The sequence below is a fragment of the Micromonospora sp. NPDC049101 genome, assembly GCF_040648675.1.
Taxonomy (GTDB): domain Bacteria; phylum Actinomycetota; class Actinomycetes; order Mycobacteriales; family Micromonosporaceae; genus Micromonospora.
Genome location: NZ_JBEZED010000004.1, coordinates 96,924 through 114,057, shown reverse-complemented (window position 1 = coordinate 114,057; position 17,134 = coordinate 96,924). Strand labels below are relative to the sequence as shown.

The 17,134-nt window shown below is 71.7% G+C and carries 14 protein-coding genes; 2 read left to right on the top strand and 12 right to left on the bottom strand.

The annotated features are described in order from the left end of the window. Window positions 1–52: 52 nt before the first annotated feature. The 5 genes from AB0B57_RS06590 to AB0B57_RS06570 all read right to left on the bottom strand — a co-directional run bounded on the left by AB0B57_RS06590 (window position 53) and on the right by AB0B57_RS06570 (window position 5,663). Entirely contained in the window at window positions 53–1,693 is a 1,641-nt protein-coding gene (locus AB0B57_RS06590; protein ID WP_357065890.1) for a cation acetate symporter, read from the bottom strand. A 1-nt stretch (window position 1,694) separates the two neighbouring features. Beyond that, window positions 1,695–2,108, bottom strand: coding sequence for a hypothetical protein (locus tag AB0B57_RS06585; RefSeq protein ID WP_357065888.1), 414 nt, complete (start codon window positions 2,106–2,108; stop codon window positions 1,695–1,697). Window positions 2,109–2,152: 44 nt separating this feature from the next. Then, window positions 2,153–3,916: a DUF4173 domain-containing protein gene (locus tag AB0B57_RS06580; RefSeq protein ID WP_357065885.1), complete on the bottom strand. Its 1,764-nt coding sequence runs from the start codon at window positions 3,914–3,916 to the stop codon at window positions 2,153–2,155. After that, complete coding sequence (locus tag AB0B57_RS06575) at window positions 3,913–4,917, bottom strand: HAMP domain-containing sensor histidine kinase (protein WP_357066533.1); 1,005 nt, start codon at window positions 4,915–4,917, stop codon at window positions 3,913–3,915. Before AB0B57_RS06575 ends, AB0B57_RS06580 begins: the two co-directional genes overlap by 4 nt. 68 nt (window positions 4,918–4,985) lie before the next feature. Then, complete coding sequence (locus AB0B57_RS06570; RefSeq protein WP_357065882.1) at window positions 4,986–5,663, bottom strand: response regulator transcription factor; 678 nt, start codon at window positions 5,661–5,663, stop codon at window positions 4,986–4,988. Window positions 5,664–5,846: 183 nt separating this feature from the next. Between AB0B57_RS06570 and AB0B57_RS06565 the strand changes: the two genes are divergently transcribed. Continuing rightward, complete coding sequence (locus AB0B57_RS06565; protein ID WP_357065880.1) at window positions 5,847–6,398, top strand: Uma2 family endonuclease; 552 nt, start codon at window positions 5,847–5,849, stop codon at window positions 6,396–6,398. Between the two features lie 54 nt (window positions 6,399–6,452). Here AB0B57_RS06565 and AB0B57_RS06560 read toward each other — a convergent pair whose 3' ends face one another. From AB0B57_RS06560 to AB0B57_RS06535, 6 genes are all read right to left on the bottom strand, one after another. Then, a complete protein-coding gene (locus AB0B57_RS06560) occupies window positions 6,453–8,525 on the bottom strand; it encodes a carboxypeptidase-like regulatory domain-containing protein (RefSeq protein ID WP_357065877.1) in 2,073 nt (690 codons plus the stop codon). Window positions 8,526–8,690: 165 nt separating this feature from the next. Then, window positions 8,691–9,341, bottom strand: a complete 651-nt coding sequence (locus AB0B57_RS06555; protein ID WP_357065874.1) for a DUF5701 family protein — start codon at window positions 9,339–9,341, stop codon at window positions 8,691–8,693. A gap of 79 nt (window positions 9,342–9,420) precedes the next feature. After that, window positions 9,421–10,179 carry a LytTR family DNA-binding domain-containing protein gene (locus AB0B57_RS06550; protein WP_357065871.1) on the bottom strand — a complete coding sequence of 253 codons (759 nt, stop codon included), beginning with the start codon at window positions 10,177–10,179 and terminating at the stop codon, window positions 9,421–9,423. Further along, window positions 10,176–11,402 carry a histidine kinase gene (locus AB0B57_RS06545; protein ID WP_357065868.1) on the bottom strand — a complete coding sequence of 409 codons (1,227 nt, stop codon included), beginning with the start codon at window positions 11,400–11,402 and terminating at the stop codon, window positions 10,176–10,178. The genes AB0B57_RS06550 and AB0B57_RS06545 overlap by 4 nt, the downstream gene beginning before the upstream one ends. A 7-nt stretch (window positions 11,403–11,409) precedes the next feature. Beyond that, window positions 11,410–12,981 (bottom strand): sugar transferase, encoded by a 1,572-nt coding sequence (locus tag AB0B57_RS06540; RefSeq protein WP_357066531.1) that lies wholly within the window; start codon window positions 12,979–12,981, stop codon window positions 11,410–11,412. Window positions 12,982–13,245: 264 nt separating this feature from the next. Then, on the bottom strand, window positions 13,246–14,106 hold the full coding sequence (locus AB0B57_RS06535) for a DNA-formamidopyrimidine glycosylase family protein (RefSeq protein WP_357065865.1): 861 nt from the start codon (window positions 14,104–14,106) through the stop codon (window positions 13,246–13,248). 24 nt (window positions 14,107–14,130) lie between these two features. Here AB0B57_RS06535 and AB0B57_RS06530 point away from each other — a divergent pair, with 24 nt between their 5' ends. After that, a complete protein-coding gene (locus AB0B57_RS06530) occupies window positions 14,131–15,396 on the top strand; it encodes a glycosyltransferase family 4 protein (protein ID WP_357065862.1) in 1,266 nt (421 codons plus the stop codon). 697 nt (window positions 15,397–16,093) lie between these two features. On the opposite strand, the gene AB0B57_RS06525 is transcribed toward AB0B57_RS06530, so the two are convergent. After that, window positions 16,094–17,128 (bottom strand): tetratricopeptide repeat protein, encoded by a 1,035-nt coding sequence (locus tag AB0B57_RS06525; RefSeq protein WP_357065858.1) that lies wholly within the window; start codon window positions 17,126–17,128, stop codon window positions 16,094–16,096. Window positions 17,129–17,134: the final 6 nt, after the last annotated feature.

The window sequence follows — 17,134 nt, the reverse complement described above, 5'->3', positions numbered from 1 at the left end:
GCGCCAGACGGACGCGCGATCATCCGGTAGTCGCATCCGCCGTCGCGACGAGCTACAGGCGGACGGTCTCGGGGGTGTGCAGGCGCAGCATCGTGGCCGCGACGTCGGCCGGGGCCCGACGTCGGGTCGCCATCGACACCACGACCATCACGGTGAACGCCAGCGGCACCGTCCAGGCGGCCGGCTGGGTGGTGAGCGTGGCCGGCCAGCCGGACAACGGCGGCCCGAGCACGGTGACCAGCACCGCCCCGATCGCCGCGCCACCGCCGACCACCACACCGGCGGCGGCGCCCACGTCGGTCAACCCACGCCACCAGATGCCGAGCACCAGCAGCGGGCAGAAACTCGACGCCGCGACCGCGAAGGCCAGCCCGACCACCTGCGACACGTCAAGTCCGGAGACGTGCAGCGCCAGCAGCGTCGGCACCGCTCCGGCGAGCACCGTGGCCAGTCGGAAGCCGCGTACCGAGCCCTGGCCGAGCACATCCGTCGAGATCACGCCGGCGACGCTTGTCAGCAGCCCGGACGAGGTGGAAAGGAACGCCGCGAACGCGCCCGCCGAGACCAGCGCGGCGAGCAGCCGCCCCACTGCCCCGTCGCCGAGTGCCGCACCGGGCAGCAACACCACCACCGCGTCGGTCTGCCCGCTGACCAGCAGTTGCGGCGTGTAGATCCGGCCGAGCACCCCGTAGAGGGTGGGTAGCAGATAGAAGACGCCGACGAGGGCCAGCACGACCAGGGTGGTCCGGCGTGCCGCCGCGCCGTCGGGGTTGGTGTAGAAGCGGACCAGCACGTGCGGCAGCCCCATGGTGCCGAGGAACGTGGCCAGGATCAGCGAGTACGTGGCGAACAGCCCCCGGTCGTCGTTGCCCGCGGCGCTGGGCAGCAGCCAGTCGCTGGCGCCGGTGGCCACCCCGGACACGTCCGGCACCGGGTCACCGGCGGCGAAGGTCAGCTCGTCGCCGGGGCGTACCTCCCGAATGTCACCATCGGGCAGGGTGAGGGTCGCGCGGTGCTCGACCACGACGGTGGTCGCGGTCCGGAACGTCGGCCCGTCGGGCGGCGTCACCGCCGGGCGGCCGTCGGCCTGCCACTGCAACGCCAGGAAGATCACCGGTACGGCGAGCGCGGTCAGCTTGAGCCAGTACTGGAACGCCTGCACGAAGGTGATGGCCCGCATCCCGCCCAGCGCCACGTTGGCGGTGACCACGGCGGCCACCAGCAGGGCACCGACCGGGTACGGGGCGCCGGCGACCGTGGCCAGGGTGAGCCCGGCACCCTGGAGTTGTGGCACCAGGTACAGCCAACCGATGAAGATCACGAACGCGGTGGCCAGGATGCGCAGCCGACGGGACCCCAGCCGCAGCTCGCAGAAGTCGGGCAGGGTGAACGCACCCGAGCGGCGCAGCGGCGCGGCCACGAACAGCAGCAGTGCCAGGTAGCCGGCGGCGAAACCGACCGGATACCAGAGCACGTCCACGCCGTACTTGAGGACCAGACCGGCGATGCCGAGGAAGCTCGCCGCCGACAGGTACTCCCCGCCGATGGCTGCGGCGTTCCAGGTTGGGCTGATCGCCCGGGACGCCACCAGGAAGTCGGACGTGGTCCGCGCCAACCGCAGCCCGTAGAAGCCGATCCCGACGGTGACCAGGGTGACCGCGACGATGGCCGGGACCACGAAGTCGTTGCCCACCTCAGTGCTCCGGCCGCTGCACCAGATCGGTGAAGTCCTGCTCGTTGCGCTCGGCCAACCGCACGTACGCCCAGCCCACCCCGATCAGGAACGGGAACGAGGCCACCCCCAGCAGCAACCACGGCAGGTTGACGCCGACGACTGTGGTCCGGCCGAGCGAGGGTGCGATGGCGAACAGCCACGGCAGCCCACCCAACCCGATGACCACCACCAGGGAGAGCCGCAGCGCCAGCGCGAGCTGGGCCCGGACCAGGCCGCGGACCAGCGCCTCGCCGACCTGGGTCTGCTGGGCCAGCTCGGCGCGGGTCCGCTCGGCGCGGGTGTCCTGCCGGCTGATCTCGGCCAGCACGATCCGGGCCCGCCGGGGCGGCGGTACCGCACCGCCCGACCCCACGTCAGGGAGTTGCTTGGCCACCCCGGCAGTCTTGCCCGCCGCGCGCGATTGTCAAGCGGTGGCCCTCACCAGCGTCGCGTACCGGGGCAGTCGGTCACATCGGTGACTGTCGGGATCGTGGCGAGGTCCCGTCGTGCCCTCGCCCGGCCGAGGTTCGCCCCCCACAGGCCATCGCGGGGCAGCTCGGCGGCGATCTCCCCCAGTGCGCAGACGCGCATCGGCTCGGGCAGCCGAGCCAGGGCCGGTACGGCGTCCGCCGACAACCCGGACAGGTAGCTGACGTCCAACCGGCCGGTCTCCAGGTACCTGTCGACGTTGCGGTCGGCGATCAGCCGGTCTGGGTTGACCAGCGCCAACCCGAGCAGCGCCAGCACCGCCGTGCCGACCACCAGCCGGGGCAGCCAGGCGGCCCGCAGCCGCACCACCGCCACCCCGACCAGGACGAAGAGCAGCCCGAGCCAGAGTTCGACTGTCGTCACGAAGAGCCGGAGCCGGGTCGCGCCGTACGCGTCGGCGTAGACCTGCATCCGGTAGAGCGCGGAGGCGACGACCACCAGGCTCAGCGCGGCGAGCGTGCCGAGCAGTACGCGAACCAGCAGCCGGTCCGCTCGGGTGGCCGTCGGTGCCCGGCGGGCGGCGATCGCGATCACCAGCAGGGTGAGCGCGGTGACGGCGAGCAACTGCCAGAAGCCGCCCCGGGCGTACTGGGCGTAGGTGAGCCCGGCCGTCCGCAGCACGTGCCCCGCGCCGCCGAAGAACACCGTGAGCTGGACCAGCACGAACGCGGCGAACAGGGTGTCGAGCAACACCAGCGGCAGGGTCCACTCCAACCGGTGGGCCGGTCGGGACGGCCCCGGCCGCAGGCCCTCCAGGTCGGGCGGACGACTGACCAGGTACGCGGCACCGAGCAGACCACCACCGATCAGCCCCAGACGCACCAGCCAGCCAACGACACTGGCCGCCGAGATGTCCGGCAGGAGACCGGTGACCAGATCGGCGAAGACCGCGTCGGCGGAGGAGAAGAGCAGACCGAACAGCAGCAACAGACCGGCGGAGATCGCCAAGCTGGTCAGGATGCGGCCGAACCCGATCCCCGCTCCGGCCGGGCGGGTGTCGCGCAGTCCGCGTACCGCCCAGGGGAGCGCCCGTACCGTCGCGGCCGGCGGCAGCGTCGCGGCGACCAGCATCCCGAGCGGGCTTCGCCCGCCGGTCACCGCGAGTGTCCCGGTCACCGCCGCCGCGACCAGGCAGAGCGCGAAGAGCCAACCGGCCGCGCGGACCGTGCCGACGGCGACCAACGCGATCGTCGCGGCGGCCCAGACGACCTGTGCCGCCCGCCCCGGTGCCCCCGTGGCACCGGGACGGTCAGCCGCCCCTGCGGTTGGCGGTGCGGTCGCGGTCACGGCCGACGTGCTGCTCGCTGGCGCTGCTGGCGCGGTCGGCGCACCCGGCGCGGTCGGCGCTGTTGGCGAACCTGGCGCGGTGACGCCCGCTGGCGGGGACGGCGTCCGGGAACGGGCGACGCTGGCGCTGACCAGGGCGGCGGTGCCGGCCAGTGTGGCCACCAGCCAGCCCAGGCCGGGACGAACCATCGTGAGCGTGGCGGCACCGACGACCGCCGCCATCGCCACCGCCGCCAGGACCAGCGGACGGGCGGCGCCGGACGGCCCCGGCCAGCGACGCTCGAACAGTGACGGTGGCCTGGGCTGGGCCGGCGCGATCGGCCACGGTTGGGGCTGACCGACGGCCGGGCCCGGTCTGACCGGCGGATTGACCTGCGGTGCGGTCGGTCCGCTGGCCGGAAGCGGGGTGGAGCCAGGGCTGGTCATGCGACCTCTTTCCGGTGTGACCCGTCGCTGGGGATGGTGACCTGGATGCGGCAGCCGGGCCGATCGACCCGGTGCGGTGGTGTGACGGGGTCGAGGACGGCGATCCGACCGCCGTGCAACTCGACGACCCAGCGGGCGATGGCCAGGCCGAGCCCGGTCCCGCCGCCGGCGGATCGATCGCCTCGGGTGAACCGTTCGAAGACCCGGGACCGCTCGCTCGGCGAAATGCCCTGGCCCTCGTCGCTGACCTCGAAGCGGAGCTGGTCGGCGTGTTCCTCGGCGCTCAGTCGCACCGTGCCGCCGGGTGGGCTGTGCCGTGCCGCGTTGTCGAGCAGGTTCGCGAAGACCTGGTGCAGCCGCCAGGGGTCGGCGTAGACGGTCAGCGGAGCCGGCAGTTCACGGAGCTGGAAACGCACATCCAGTGCGGCGCCGACCGCGCTGGCGGTGGCATGCTCCACGGCCTCGTCGAGGAAGTCGTTCACGTCGATCTGTACCCGGCGCAGTGGCACCACCCCGGCATCGAGGCGGGACAGGTCGAGCAGGTCGGCGACGAGGTGCCCGAGCCGTTCGGTCTGGGACAGCGCCGAGCGCAGCGCGGCCGGTTCGGGATCGGCCACCCCGTCCACCATGTTCTCCAGCACGCCCTGCAGTGCGGTGATCGGCGTACGCAATTCGTGTGAGACGTTGGCGATCAGTTCACGTCGACGCTGGTCGGCGGCGTGCAGATCCTCGGCCATCTTGTTGAACGCCTGAGCCAGCTCGCCGACCTCGTCGCGGGACGTGGCGCGTACCCGTCGGGTGTAGTCGCCCCGGGCCATCGCGCCGGCGGCCGCCGTCATCTCACGCAGCGGCGAGGTCATCCCGTGGGCGAGCACCTGCGAGGTGACAAGCGCGATGCCGATGCTGGTGATCGCCGTGCCGGGCGGGAGCCAACCGACGCCGTACCAGAAGTAGCCGATGGCCACGGCCCAGGAGGCGACAAGCAGGACGCCGAGCTTCATCTTGATCGAGCGGACCGGGTCCAGTGGACGGGGTAACACCCGGTCCAGCCAGCCCAGCAGCCGACCGGTCACGCGGGCACCTCCAGGGCGTACCCGACGCCGTGGACGGTCCGGATCAGGTCGGCGCCGAGCTTGCGCCGCAACGCCTTGATGTGGCTGTCCACCGTGCGGGTGCCACTCCCGTCGACCCATCCCCACACGTCGGCGAGCAGCCGTTCCCGGGGAAGCACCGTGCGGGGTCGACCGGCGAGGTGGACCAGCAGGTCGAACTCCGTCGGCGTGAGGTGCACGTCCGCGCCGGCCCGGCGAACCCGCCGCTCGGCCTCGTTGATCTCGATGTCGCCGAGGTGGATCGCGGGCGGTGCCGGGGTGGCGGCCCGCTCCACCCGCCGCAGCAGGACGTGCACCCGGGCGGCCAGCTCCCGCATCGAGAAGGGCTTGGTGAGGTAGTCGTCCGCGCCGACCGCGAGCCCCACCAGCAGGTCGGTCTCGTCGTCGCGGGCGGTGAGCATCAGCACCGGCACCGGCCGGTCGGCCTGGATCCGGCGGCACACCTCCAGGCCGTCGAAGCCGGGCAACATCACGTCGAGTACGACGAGATCCGGCTGGCCGGTGCGGAACTGCGCGACGGCGCTGGGCCCGTCCGCCGCGACCTGCACCGTGAAGCCCTCGGCGCGCAGTCGGGCGGCGATGGACTCGGCGATGGTCCGTTCGTCCTCGACGACCAGTATCCGGCGTTCCTTCATGGGTCCCGACTGTAGGGAGCCGCCGTGGAGATCAGTGGGTCACGTTGTGAATAACCTGTGGAGAACCGTTCACGCCTGTGGATAACTCCGCCACCGTGCCGGCTGGCGTGGGTGAACTCCCGAGGCTCGTTGTGGACGACCGGGTGAGCTGTCAGGGTGGTCCGGTAGAGAGGAGGTGTGACGGTGACGAACCCTGCCCGGCCCGGCTGGGGCGACGCCTGGACGGTGGACGACCTCCAGAGCCTCCCCTCGGACGACCAGGTCTACGAGATCTTCGACGGGAGTCTGCTCGTGTCCCCCCATGCGGACGTCTTCCACGGCGCGGTCGCCAACCGCCTTCGCCGGCTCCTCGACCGGCAGGCCCCTGCCGGTGTGCTCGTCGGTCAGGACATCGGCGTCAGTGCCAAGCGCTCGTCGTACTTCGTGCCGGATCTCTTCGTCGCCGGTGAGAGCGCACTGGACAGCGGCGGTGCCGCGCTCGACCCGGCCGACGTGCTCCTCGTCGTCGAGGTGATCTCACCGAGCAATGCTGGTCGAGACCTGGTGCTCAAACGTCACGAGTACGCGGCCGTCGGCATTCCCCTCTACTGGCTGGTCGAGCCCCGGAAGCAGACTCTGACCGTGCTGCAGAACGGCACGGGCGGTTACCGCGAACAGGCCGTTGTCCCGGTCGGCGAGGTCTACCGCACCGCGCAGCCGTTCCCTCTCGCCCTGCCGCTGGCCGACATCTTCTGACCGGACGTGAAGCGGGGCCGGTGGCAGCGCCACCGGCCCCGCTGCTTGAACCCGTCAGCTGGTTGGCACGACCAGGTCCACGGTCACGCTGCCGCTGGCCGGAATGGTGAACCGGGCCAGCTTGCGGGTGCCGTCCGGTTGGGTCACCAGGTAGCGGCCGTCGAACTGCTTGTCACCGAGGGTGACGTTGTAGGTGAAGAAGATCCGCTGCGGCCCCTTGACGCGGATGCTGTACCGCCCGTCGGTCAGCCAGGTGCTGCCCGCGATGTCACCGGTGTCGACGTTGCGAGCGATGACGAACCCACTGGTGAACGGGGTGCCGTCGGGCGTGCGGAAGGTGCCGGTCAGCTCGGCGCCCTGGTCGAGCTGGACGTTGTGCGTGGCGGCCGCACCGGCGGTCACCGGCACCGGGGTGGCGGTGAACCGGCTGGGCTTGTCGCCGGACCACTCGCTCGCGTACGGGTTGGCGCCGACCACCACCGGCCAGGCGTACGGGCCGAGCCGTTCGAGGGTGTAGACGCCGTGCTCGTCGGTGGTGGCGTCCTGCGCGCCGACCCCGGGGTGGGCGGTCAGCACCGACACGTTGGCGTTCGGCACCGGCTTGCCGGCCGGGTCGGTGACCGTGCCGGTGACAGTGCCGGCCCGGTCCAAACTGATCTGCGGGCCGGTGGCGACCTGGCCGACGGTCGCGGTGACGACGGCTGCCTCCCGCTCGTCGCCGGTGCCGCCGTTGACGCCCACCCACTGGCGGCCGTAGTTGCTGTCCCGCGGCACCGCGAAGAGCTTGTAGTTGCCGGCGTCGAACGGCCCCACCGTGATCTTGCCGGTCTGGTCGCTGCAGTAGCCGTAGCCGTCCGAGAGCTTCGCCTGCTTCGGTAGGAACGTGTCCAGGCAGATGTCCGGCACGGGCCGGCCGCTCTGCCGATCGAGGACCGTGGTGCTGATGAGCGCGCCGGGACGCATCTTCACGGTCAGCTTGGTGTCGCCGTCCGCCTTCACCCTTACCCCGGTCACCTCGCGGTTGAAGTGCAGCCGGTCCGGCACGTCCAGGTAGATGGTGTGGCTGCCCTGCGGCAGGCCGGTGACGGTCACCGTGCCGGTGCCGTTGCTGCAGACCGACTGGGCGCAGAAGTTGGCGATGGGCGCTCCGCTGACCGAGTCGACCGCTCGCACGGTGACCGAACCGGTGCCGAGCAGGCTGTCCGTGATCCTCGTCTGCTGCCCGCCGCGTACCTCGACGGGGTCGGCTTCCTCGGAGATCAACTTGCCGCGGTAGTACTGATGGCGATCACCGGCGTACAGGCCGACGAGGTACGAGGTCGGCAGTAGTTGCACGGTGAACTCACCGTTCGCGTCGGTCTCCGTGTACGCCCCGACGCCGCCGCCGCGGGTGTTGATGCTCACCTGGGCATCGGCGAGCGGGGCACCGGCGGCGGTGGTGAACCGGCCGCTGAGGGTGCCCGCCTGCAGCGCTGTCTCGTTGACCACCGTCGCCTCGTCCGCCTTCACCTGGAAGACCGTGGCGCTCTCCTGATCGAGCTTCCCGGGCACGTACTGCACCTGGTCGATGCCCTCGATCGGCTGGAGGCTCAGCACGTAGCGGCCCGGCCGGGTGGCGAAGGTGTACCGACCCTGCTCGTCGGTCAGGCCCCCGGTCACGGCGCCCGTGTCGACCTCGCGGGCGTTGACGGGCAGGTTCGGCATCGGGTCGCCCGCGGTGTTGACGATCCGACCGGTGAAGGTGCCGACGGCGAAGAGCTGGTCGTCGGCCCGGGCGGTGCCACCGGCGGTGACGGTCACCGGGTCGGCGGTCCAGATCGTCGCCTGCTGGCGGTAATACTGCCCCGGCTGTTCGAGCGGGAAGTAGCCCACCAGGTACGGGCCGGCGGGCAGCCCGGCGACTGTGAAGTTGCCGTCGGCGTCGGTGTTGGTGTCGTCGACGTAGTTGTAACTCTCCGGGTCGTAGACGAGCACCTGGACCTCGGCGGCGGCGGCCCCGGTGCTGGTGGTCAGTCGTCCGCTGACCGCACCGGTGGCCGCGGCCTGGGCCGGGGTGGCGCCGGACAGCACGAGTGCCGCCACGAGGGCACCGGCCAGCAGGGCGCGGCGAGCTGTGGTTAGCTGCATCGATGTCCCAATGTGAGGGTGGTGGGGCGACCTGAGCAGGCTTCGCCCACACCGACCCTGCGCCCCGTACGGAATCGGCAACCGGAGGATAGGCGATCGGCGATATCTGTCGGCAGGGCCGGTCGGGCGGATCCGCCCGACCGGTCATCCCTCCTCAGGGGACTGTCACTCCAGGCCGACGCGCTCCGGCCGGGCCGAGGCGGAGCCGAGCCAGGTGTGCGGGTTGCCGTACCAGCACCAGCCCAGCTTCGGTGCGCCCTGGCTGATCCAGAGCGCCGGCACCCGCTTGTCGCCGCAGCGGGAGCCGACGAGCGAGAAGCACCTGTTGCTCGCCAGCGCCGCCGGGTGCAGGGTGATGAACGCGAGCCCCTCGTCGATGCTGAGTGGCAGCCGACCCTGGGCGGTGATCCCCTCCATCGCGGTGACCGGGGGCAGGTTGCGGAACTCCTCGCCCCGATCGACGTCGAAGAGCAGGTACGCCGGCCCCGCCGGCACCTCCAACTCCTTGATCGGGTCGAAGCGGGGCAGGTCGTCCTCGGCGTAGTTGCGGTCAACGACGCCGGGCTTGCGCTTGCCGGCCAGGGTGGTGCGGCCCACTCGTTCCGGCACCCCGACCAGGTCCCTGGTGATCACCAGCAGGAACGGCACCCGGGCGTCGGTGGGGTCGGGCAGGCCGACGGTGCCCTCGACCGCCCTGGCCCGCAGCGGCGCGACCAGGTCCCGGAAGGCGCTCTCGGACAGCCCGGCCAGCTCCGGGTAACCGAGTTGCACCAGGTGGTCGAGTTGACTGTCGAACTCGGTGGCGGCGTCGAACACGGCGGCTCCATTCGTCGTCCAGCAAACGTACCGTACGACGTACGGGGAGTCGGGGTTATTCCCGCCGCGGCAATCCGGCTCAGCGGCCCCAGTCCTGCTTCGCGGCCCGGACCAGCTTGTCCTTCAGCTCCCGGGTGTGCCGCCGACTCACCGGCAGCTCGGCGGCGTCGATCACCACCACATAGCCGGAATTGACCAACCGCAGCTCCGCGATCAACTTCAACTGCACGAGGTACGACCGGTGCACCCGGACGAAACCGGCATCGGCCCACCGTTCCGCGAGCGTGGCCAGCGAGACCCGTACCAGGTGCGACCCCTCCGCGGTGTGCAGCCGGGCGTAGTCCCCCTGCGCCTCCACCCACCGCACCGCCGACCGGGGCAGCATCCGGGTAGTGCCGGCCAACTCGATGGGGATGGTCGGGTCCTCCTCGGCGCGGGCCAGCGCCGCCGGGTGCGACGGCACCACCCGCGAGCCGATCACCCGGCGCAGCGACTCGGCCAGCCGATCGGCGCGCACCGGTTTCCGCACGTAGTCGGTGGCACCCAGGTCGAAGGCGTCCACCGCGCCGTCGTCGTACGCGGTGACGAACACGATCGCCGGTGGCCGGGCGAAGCGGCGCAGCACCCGCGCCAACTCCATGCCGTCCAGGCCGGGCATCCGGATGTCCAGGAAGACCACGTCCACGTCACCGTCGCGCAGCAGCCGCAGCGCCTCGGTCGCGTCCCCGGCGGTGTGCAGCCGGGCCACCCGAGGGTCGGCCCGCAGGTGGTACGCCAGCTCGTCGAGCGCGGGCGGTTCGTCGTCCACCGCGAGCACCCGGAGAAAGGCAGCAGTCACGAGCCTGCCCGTACCCCGGGATGGAACTTCGGCACCCGCATGCTCACCTTCGTACCCGAACCCAGCCCGGTCTCCACGACCAGGCCGAACCGGTCCCCGAAGACCGACCGCAGCCGCTCGTCGACGTTGGAGAGGCCGACGTGCTGGCCCGTGTCGTCGCCCGGATCGGCGGAGCCGCGGGCCAGCTCGGCGATGCCGGCGGTCAGCGTGGCCGGGTCCATTCCCACTCCGTCGTCCTCCACCGTGATGTGACACTCGGCACCCGCGTCCCGGGCCTCGATGCTCACCATGCCCGTGCCCGGCTTGCGGGACAACCCGTGGCGGACGGCGTTCTCCACAAGTGGCTGGAGGCAGAGGAACGGCAGCGTCACCGGCAGCACCTCCGGGGCGATCTGCAAGCGCACCTGCAACCGGTCGCCGAACCGGGCCCGCTCGATGGTCAGGTAGCGGTCGATCGAGCGCAGCTCCTCGGCGAGGGTCGTGAACTCCCCGTGCGCCCGGAACGAGTACCTGGTGAACTCCGCGAACTCCAGGATCAACTCCCGGGCCCGCTCGGGATCGGTGCGGACGAACGAGCCGATCGCGGTCAGCGCGTTGTAGATGAAGTGCGGACTGATCTGCGCCCGCAACGCGCGGATCTCGGCCCGGGCCAGCCGCTCCCGGGACGAGTCCAACTCCGCCAGGGCGAGCTGGTTGCCGGCCCAGTGCGCGGTCTCCAGGGTGGCCTGCACCAACCCCGGGGCCGGCGGACTGTCGGCGACGGCCACCAGCGCGCCGACCACCCGGCCGTCCGCCCCCTGCAGCGGGGCGACCACCGCCCCCCGGATCGGGCAGTCGACCCGGTCGCAGTGCAGATCCTGCTCACCCAGCACCGCCGAGCGGCCGCTGTGCACCGTCCGCTGGGCCGCCGCGAGCAGTTGCCCGCCGTGGTGCGTGCCGCGCCCGTCGAGGGCCAACAGCCGCTCGGCGTCGGTGAGCGCCAGCCCGACCGCGCCCACCAGGGCCCGCAGATGACGTACGGCCTTCGCCGCGCCCGCCTCGCTCAGCCCGGCCCGCAGCGGCTCGGCCGCCAGGCCGGCGGTGTGCAGCACCTCGTAGGTGGCCCGCTGGGTGGCGGTGGCGATGCCCCGGCGAGCCCGCAGCCGCAGCACCGCCAGCAGCGCCGCCGTCAGCGCGGTGACGAGTGAGACGACGCCGACCACGGCGGAGAGGTTGGCAGCCACGCAGCGATTAGTACGCGCCCTTGCGGGCGAGCACCACCCCGACGGTGCGCCACAGGATGCTCAGGTCGTACGCGAGCGACCAGTTGTCGACGTAGTAGAGGTCCAGTCGGACCGACTCGTCCCACGACAGGTCGGAGCGGCCGGAGACCTGCCACAGGCCGGTCATGCCGGGGCGGACCAGCAGCCGCCTGCGGACGTCGCCCAGGAAGTCGCCGTCGTCGGCCGGCAGCGGGCGCGGCCCGACCAGCGACATCTCACCCCAGAGCACGTTGATCAACTGCGGTAACTCGTCCAGCGAGGTGGCCCGGAGGAAACGTCCCACCGGGAAGACCCGGGGATCCTGCTTCATCTTGAACAGCATGCCGTCGGTCTCGTTCCGGTCGACCAGGCTGGCCAGCCGGTCCTCGGCGTCGACGTACATGGTCCGGAACTTCCACACCCGGAACGTACGCCCCTCGTGCCCCACCCGCGGCTGACGGAAGAAGACCGGCCCACGGTCGGAGATCCGGATCGCCACGGCGATGGCCAGGAAGAGCGGGACCAGCAGCAGCAGGCCGAGGCCGGCGGCGACCCGGTCCATCAGGTTCTTGGCCAGCAGCGCCGGCCCGGAGAGGGTCGGCTCCTCGACGTGCAGCAGCGGCAGACCCTCGATCGGCCGGATGTGCACCCGGGGCCCGGCGATGTCGGTCAACTGCGGGGCGACCACCAGGTCGACACCGGAGCCCTCCAACTGCCAGGCCAACCGGCGCAGCTCGCCCGGCTCGGCGCTGGCCGAGCCGCAGACGGCGATGGTGTCGCCACCGACCTCACGGACCAGGGCCAGGACGTCGCGTCCGGCGTACACGGGGACGGGGGTCGGCATGCCGCGGGCCGCCGCGTACCCGTCGGTGATGTGGATGGCGACGGGCATCAGCCCGGCGGCCGGGCTGCGGGTGACCGCCGCGTAGACCTCCAGGCACTCCGGCAGGGTGCCGACCAGCACCATCCGGTGCGCGGCCTGGCCGGCCCGCCGCCGGATGTAGTGCAGCGCCCAGCGGGCCACGAACCGGCCCCAGAGGATCAGCAGCAGCGCCCCGAGCAGGGCCGTGCCGACCGTCCAGCGGGACAGTTCGGTCTTGGTGGCGAAGGCGAGGAACGAGACACTCGCGGCGACCGTCACCCCGGCCCGGATCACCCGTTTGAACTCGTCCGGACCCAGCCCCAGGTAGCGCCGGTCGTACCCCCGGTTGCTCCAGAGGATGACCACCCAGCCGAGCGGCAGCAGCAGGTAGGAGACGGTGTGGAACCAGGTCGGGTCCTGCTGGGTGCCGGAGAACCCGGAGGCGGCCTGATCGAACAGTTGGATCGCGATCCAACTGGCGAACGCCGCCGCGCCGAAGTCGAGCAACAGCAGGGTGGCGATGTACGGGCGGTGCCAGCGGGAGACCCGGCGGCGCGACCTCGTCCACGCCGACCGAGGAACGCCGTTGTGAGACGGCGGCGTCGGCGGCTGGATCTCGAAGCTGTCGACGTGCCGCACGAGTCTGCTCCGGCCTTCGTTGGATACCGGGCGCTGGAGGCTTGCCGTCACCTCACCCATGTCCTCCCGCATGACACGGGCCGCTCACTCGGCGTGAGGGCCCGGGTCGCCCACCGTCCCAGTCTCCCACGCGGGCTCCGACCGGTCGCCGCCCCGAACGAGATTGGCGACCGATGGTGCCGGTGCGATCTGGCCGGCTCCGCACCATTTCAGAAGCCGGGGACCGGGCCACTATACCGATGGATGCGCGCATGGCCAGAACGGCGGACCGGAGGTTCCGCTCACTGTGGGCGATTCCGCTGCGTAGTCGTGAAGTGGAATTACTCACCGTACGAGTCGGGACAACCGACGGTCAGCGAGGGGCTTTCCACCGGTCTGGCATGTTGCGCAGTACTGGAGGCTGGAATCGGCGAACGAGACCTCCCGCACGGTGTCCCCGCAGACGGGGCAGGGCAGCCCGGTGCGGGCGTGCACCTTCAACCCGGAGCGCTTCTCGCCCTTCAACTCCGCGGCCCGCTGACCGAGGGACCGCTCCACCGCGTCGCCGAGCACCTGCCGGGTGGCCGCGTGCAGGCCGGCGAGTTGGTCGTCGGTGAGCCGGTCGGTGATCGCGAACGGGGACAGCTTCGCGGCGTGCAGGATCTCGTCGGAGTACGCGTTACCCACCCCGGACAGCACCGACTGGTCGGTCAGCACCCCCTTGACCTGCCCCCGTCGACTGCGCAGCCGCTCCGCGAAGGTGGCCAGATCGGCAGCGAGCGCGTCCGGGCCCAGCTTGACCACCCCGGGCACCGCCGCCAGGTCGGTCACCAGGTACGCGGCGAGCTTCTTCTGGGTGCCGGCCTCGGTGAGGTCGAACCCGGAGCCGTCGTCCAGGCGTACGCGCAGCGCGATCGGACCCTTGCCGGGGCGCAGCGGGGCGGTGGCCGGGAACGCCTCCCGGTAGTGCAGCCAGCCCGCCCGGGCCAGGTGCACCACCAGGTGCAGGTCGCCCTCGAAGAGCACGTCGAGGAACTTGCCGTGCCGGCTGGCGTCGACCACCGCCCGGCCGGCCACCGCGGTCGGTGCCGGTTCGTACGTCTTCAGGGCGCTGATCGCGGCGATCTCCAGTCGATCGACGCGCCGGCCCACCGCGCGCTGTCGCAGGTAACCCGCGAGCGCCTCAACCTCCGGTAGTTCGGGCACGACCCAACGGTAGCCTTTCTTCCCGTGAGAATCGTGGTGGCGCACAACCGGTACCGGGAGGCCCAACCCTCCGGTGAGAACACCATCGTCGACTCGGAGATCGCCCAGCTCACCGCCGCTGGCGTCGAGGTGCTGCCCTTCCTCCGCAGCTCGGACGAGATCCCGTCGATGTCGAAGGTGGCGAAGGCGCTGCTGCCGATCTCGCCGATCTGGGCTCCGCGCGCCCAGCACGACCTGAGCCGGCTGCTCACCGAGCACCGGCCGGACGTTCTGCACCTGCACAACCCGTACCCCCTGCTGTCGCCCTGGGTGGTGCGGACCGCGCACCGCCACGGCGTGCCAGTCGTGCAGACGGTGCACAACTACCGGCAGGTCTGCTCGTCCGGGATCTACTTTCGCGACGGCGTGATCTGTCAGGACTGCAAGGGTCGGGCGCTGGGAGTGCCGGCGATCAAGCACCGCTGCTACCGCGACTCGGCGGCGCAGAGCGCGCTGATGGCGACCACCCTGGCCGTGCACCGGGGCACCTGGCGCTCGGTCGATCGGTACGTCGCGCTCACCTCGGCGATCGCCGACCACCTCCGCGACTACGGCATTCCGGACGAACGCATCGTCGTGAAGCCGAACTCCGTCCCCGACCCGGGTCGGCCGGCGCCGCTCGGTGACGGGTTCCTCTACCTGGCCCGGCTCTCGCCGGAGAAGGGCGTCGACCTGCTGCTGGACGCCTGGCGGCGGCACCCGGTGGGTGCCCTGGGCACGCTCCGCGTGGCGGGCGACGGGGAGCTGCGCCCGCTGGTGGAGGCCGCCGCCGCCGAGCGACCCGACGTGGTCTACCTCGGCCAGCTCGACCGGGCCGGGGTGCGCGCGGCGGTCGAGGCGAGCGCCGTGGTGATCGCCGCCTCCATGTGGCACGACGTACTGCCCACCGTGATCATCGAGGCGATGGCGAGTGGCCGGCCGGTGCTCGGCACGGCGTTGGGCGGCATTCCGTACCTGGTCGGGGCCGACGCCCCGCACGAACCCGCCGGCACCGGCCCTGCCGAGGTCGCCTCCGCTGTCGTCGGCGGCGGGTCGCCCATGCCTTCCGGCATCGAGGTGGGCGAGGCCGGCTGGGTCGTCGCACCGGAGGCGGCCGCGCTGGCCGCCGCCCTACCGGTCGCCCGGGCGGGTGCGGCCGGGCTGGCCCTGGCCGCCCGCGCCCGCTACGAGCGCACCTTCCACCCTGACGTGGTCACCAAACAGCTCATCGACATCTACGCAGGCGTAGCCCGAACCCCCAACCGAGTCTGACCCCGTGCCGGGCGGCCCTGCGCTGCCCCACGGCATGACAGAACGCCCGCCACCGCCCCGTCGCCCGCCACTGCCCCGGCGCCCGCCACTGCCCCGGTCGCCCGCCACTGCCCGGTCGATCATGGAGTTGTGGTGGGCGACAAAGCGCTCGTATAGCGTCAAATCAGGCACCACTACTCCATGATCGACGAGCCCGAGGTTCGCGCGGGGGCGGGGGCGGGGTTAGCGGGGGGAGGCGCGGGCGGAGAGGGCGATGCTGGCCAGCAGGAAGCCGCCGTTGACGATGCGGACGGACGTGACCTTCCCCGGGCCGCTGGACCGGGCCGGGGTGCGCGCCGCCCTGAACGGAGCCGGGGCTGCTGCGTCTAGGGTTCGCAGAGCGTTCGTTTCGGGAGTGCATCACCTGGGCGGCGGTGACGCCGGGCGGACACGACCCCGTCCAGCTCGTGATGATCGCGTCTCGGACCGGGCCTGGTTCCGTTGCGGCGGCCTGGAACAGCGCACCTGTTGACCGGAGGTGGGCGGCCAGCTCCGCCGGGCCGTTGGCTTGAATGGCAGCCCGATCGACGCGAGCCGGAGCGTATGCCATTCAGCGGTGTCCGGCGGCGCGAGCCACCGGCAGGTCCCGTCCGGCTGGTCGGTCCGGATGCCGGGCGGCGGCCCGCCTGTGCCGAAAGCATTGACAGGAGGTTTTCCCTTACCGGCCCTCCGCCCGTTGTTGGCGGAGTTGTTCGAGGATGGCGCTGTCGGCTTCGAGGTCCGGGTGGTCGACCTGCCGGTCGAGGTCAACGACGTGTTCGAGTTCCTGGATCGCCTGGTCGAGGTCACCGCCTGCCCGGTGGGCCATCGCGATGTTGTACCGGGTGACGGCTTCGCCGGCCCGGTTGCCGACCTCCCGCAGGATGGGGAGGGCTTGGTGGTAGTGGTCGAGGGCCTGCTGCCGGTCCTCTAAACCGTCGTACACGTGGCCGATGTTGTTGAGGGTGGTGGCTTCGCCGGCCCGGTCGCCGACCTCCCGCAGGATGGGGAGGGCTTGGTGGTAGAGGTCGAGGGCCCGCTGCCGATCCCCCAACCCGGCGAACACGTGGCCGATGTTGTTGAGGGTGGTGGCTTCGCCGGCCCGGTCGCCGACCTCCCGCCGGATGGGGAGGGCTTGGTGGTAGTGGTCGAGGGCCTGCTGCCGGTCCCCTAAACCGTCGTACACGTGGCCGATGTTGTTGAGGGTGGCGGCTTCGCCGGCCCGGTTGCCGACCTCCCTCAGGATGGGGAGGGCTTGGTGGTAGTGGTCGAGGGCCTGCTGCCGGTCCCCTAAACCGTCGTACACGTGGCCGATGTTGTTGAGGGTGGTGGCTTCGCCGGCCCGGTCGCCGACCTCCCTCAGGATGGGGAGGGCCTGGTGGTAGTGGTCGAGGGCCTGCTGCCGATCCCCCAACCGGTTGTACGCGCTGCCGATGTTGTTGAGGGTGGCGGCTTCATTGGCCCGGTCGCCGGCCTGCTGGTACATGGTCAGGGCCTGCTGGTAGTCCTCCAGTGCCGGCCAGGGCCGACCGGTCGACGCCCGCGCCCAGCCACGCTGATAGAGGGCACCGGCGTCCGGGCCGAGGGTCAGGGTCGCGGTGGCCATGGCCTCGACCGCGACGAACCGCGAGGTACGCAGCCACACCCGACACACCCGGTCACCGAGGTCCCGGGCGATCGCCGGCTGCTGACCGGCGACAGCAAGCCGATGCACCTCGAC

Bases quoted from the DNA above. Each gene is read 5' to 3' on its own strand.
- AB0B57_RS06570 (WP_357065882.1), bottom strand. From the start codon at position 5,663: ATGAAGGAACGCCGGATACTGGTCGTCGAGGACGAACGGACCATCGCC.
- AB0B57_RS06560 (WP_357065877.1), bottom strand. From the start codon at position 8,525: ATGCAGCTAACCACAGCTCGCCGCGCCCTGCTGGCCGGTGCCCTCGTG.
- AB0B57_RS06540 (WP_357066531.1), bottom strand. From the start codon at position 12,981: ATGGGTGAGGTGACGGCAAGCCTCCAGCGCCCGGTATCCAACGAAGGC.
- AB0B57_RS06575 (WP_357066533.1), bottom strand. From the start codon at position 4,917: ATGAAGCTCGGCGTCCTGCTTGTCGCCTCCTGGGCCGTGGCCATCGGC.
- AB0B57_RS06580 (WP_357065885.1), bottom strand. From the start codon at position 3,916: ATGACCAGCCCTGGCTCCACCCCGCTTCCGGCCAGCGGACCGACCGCA.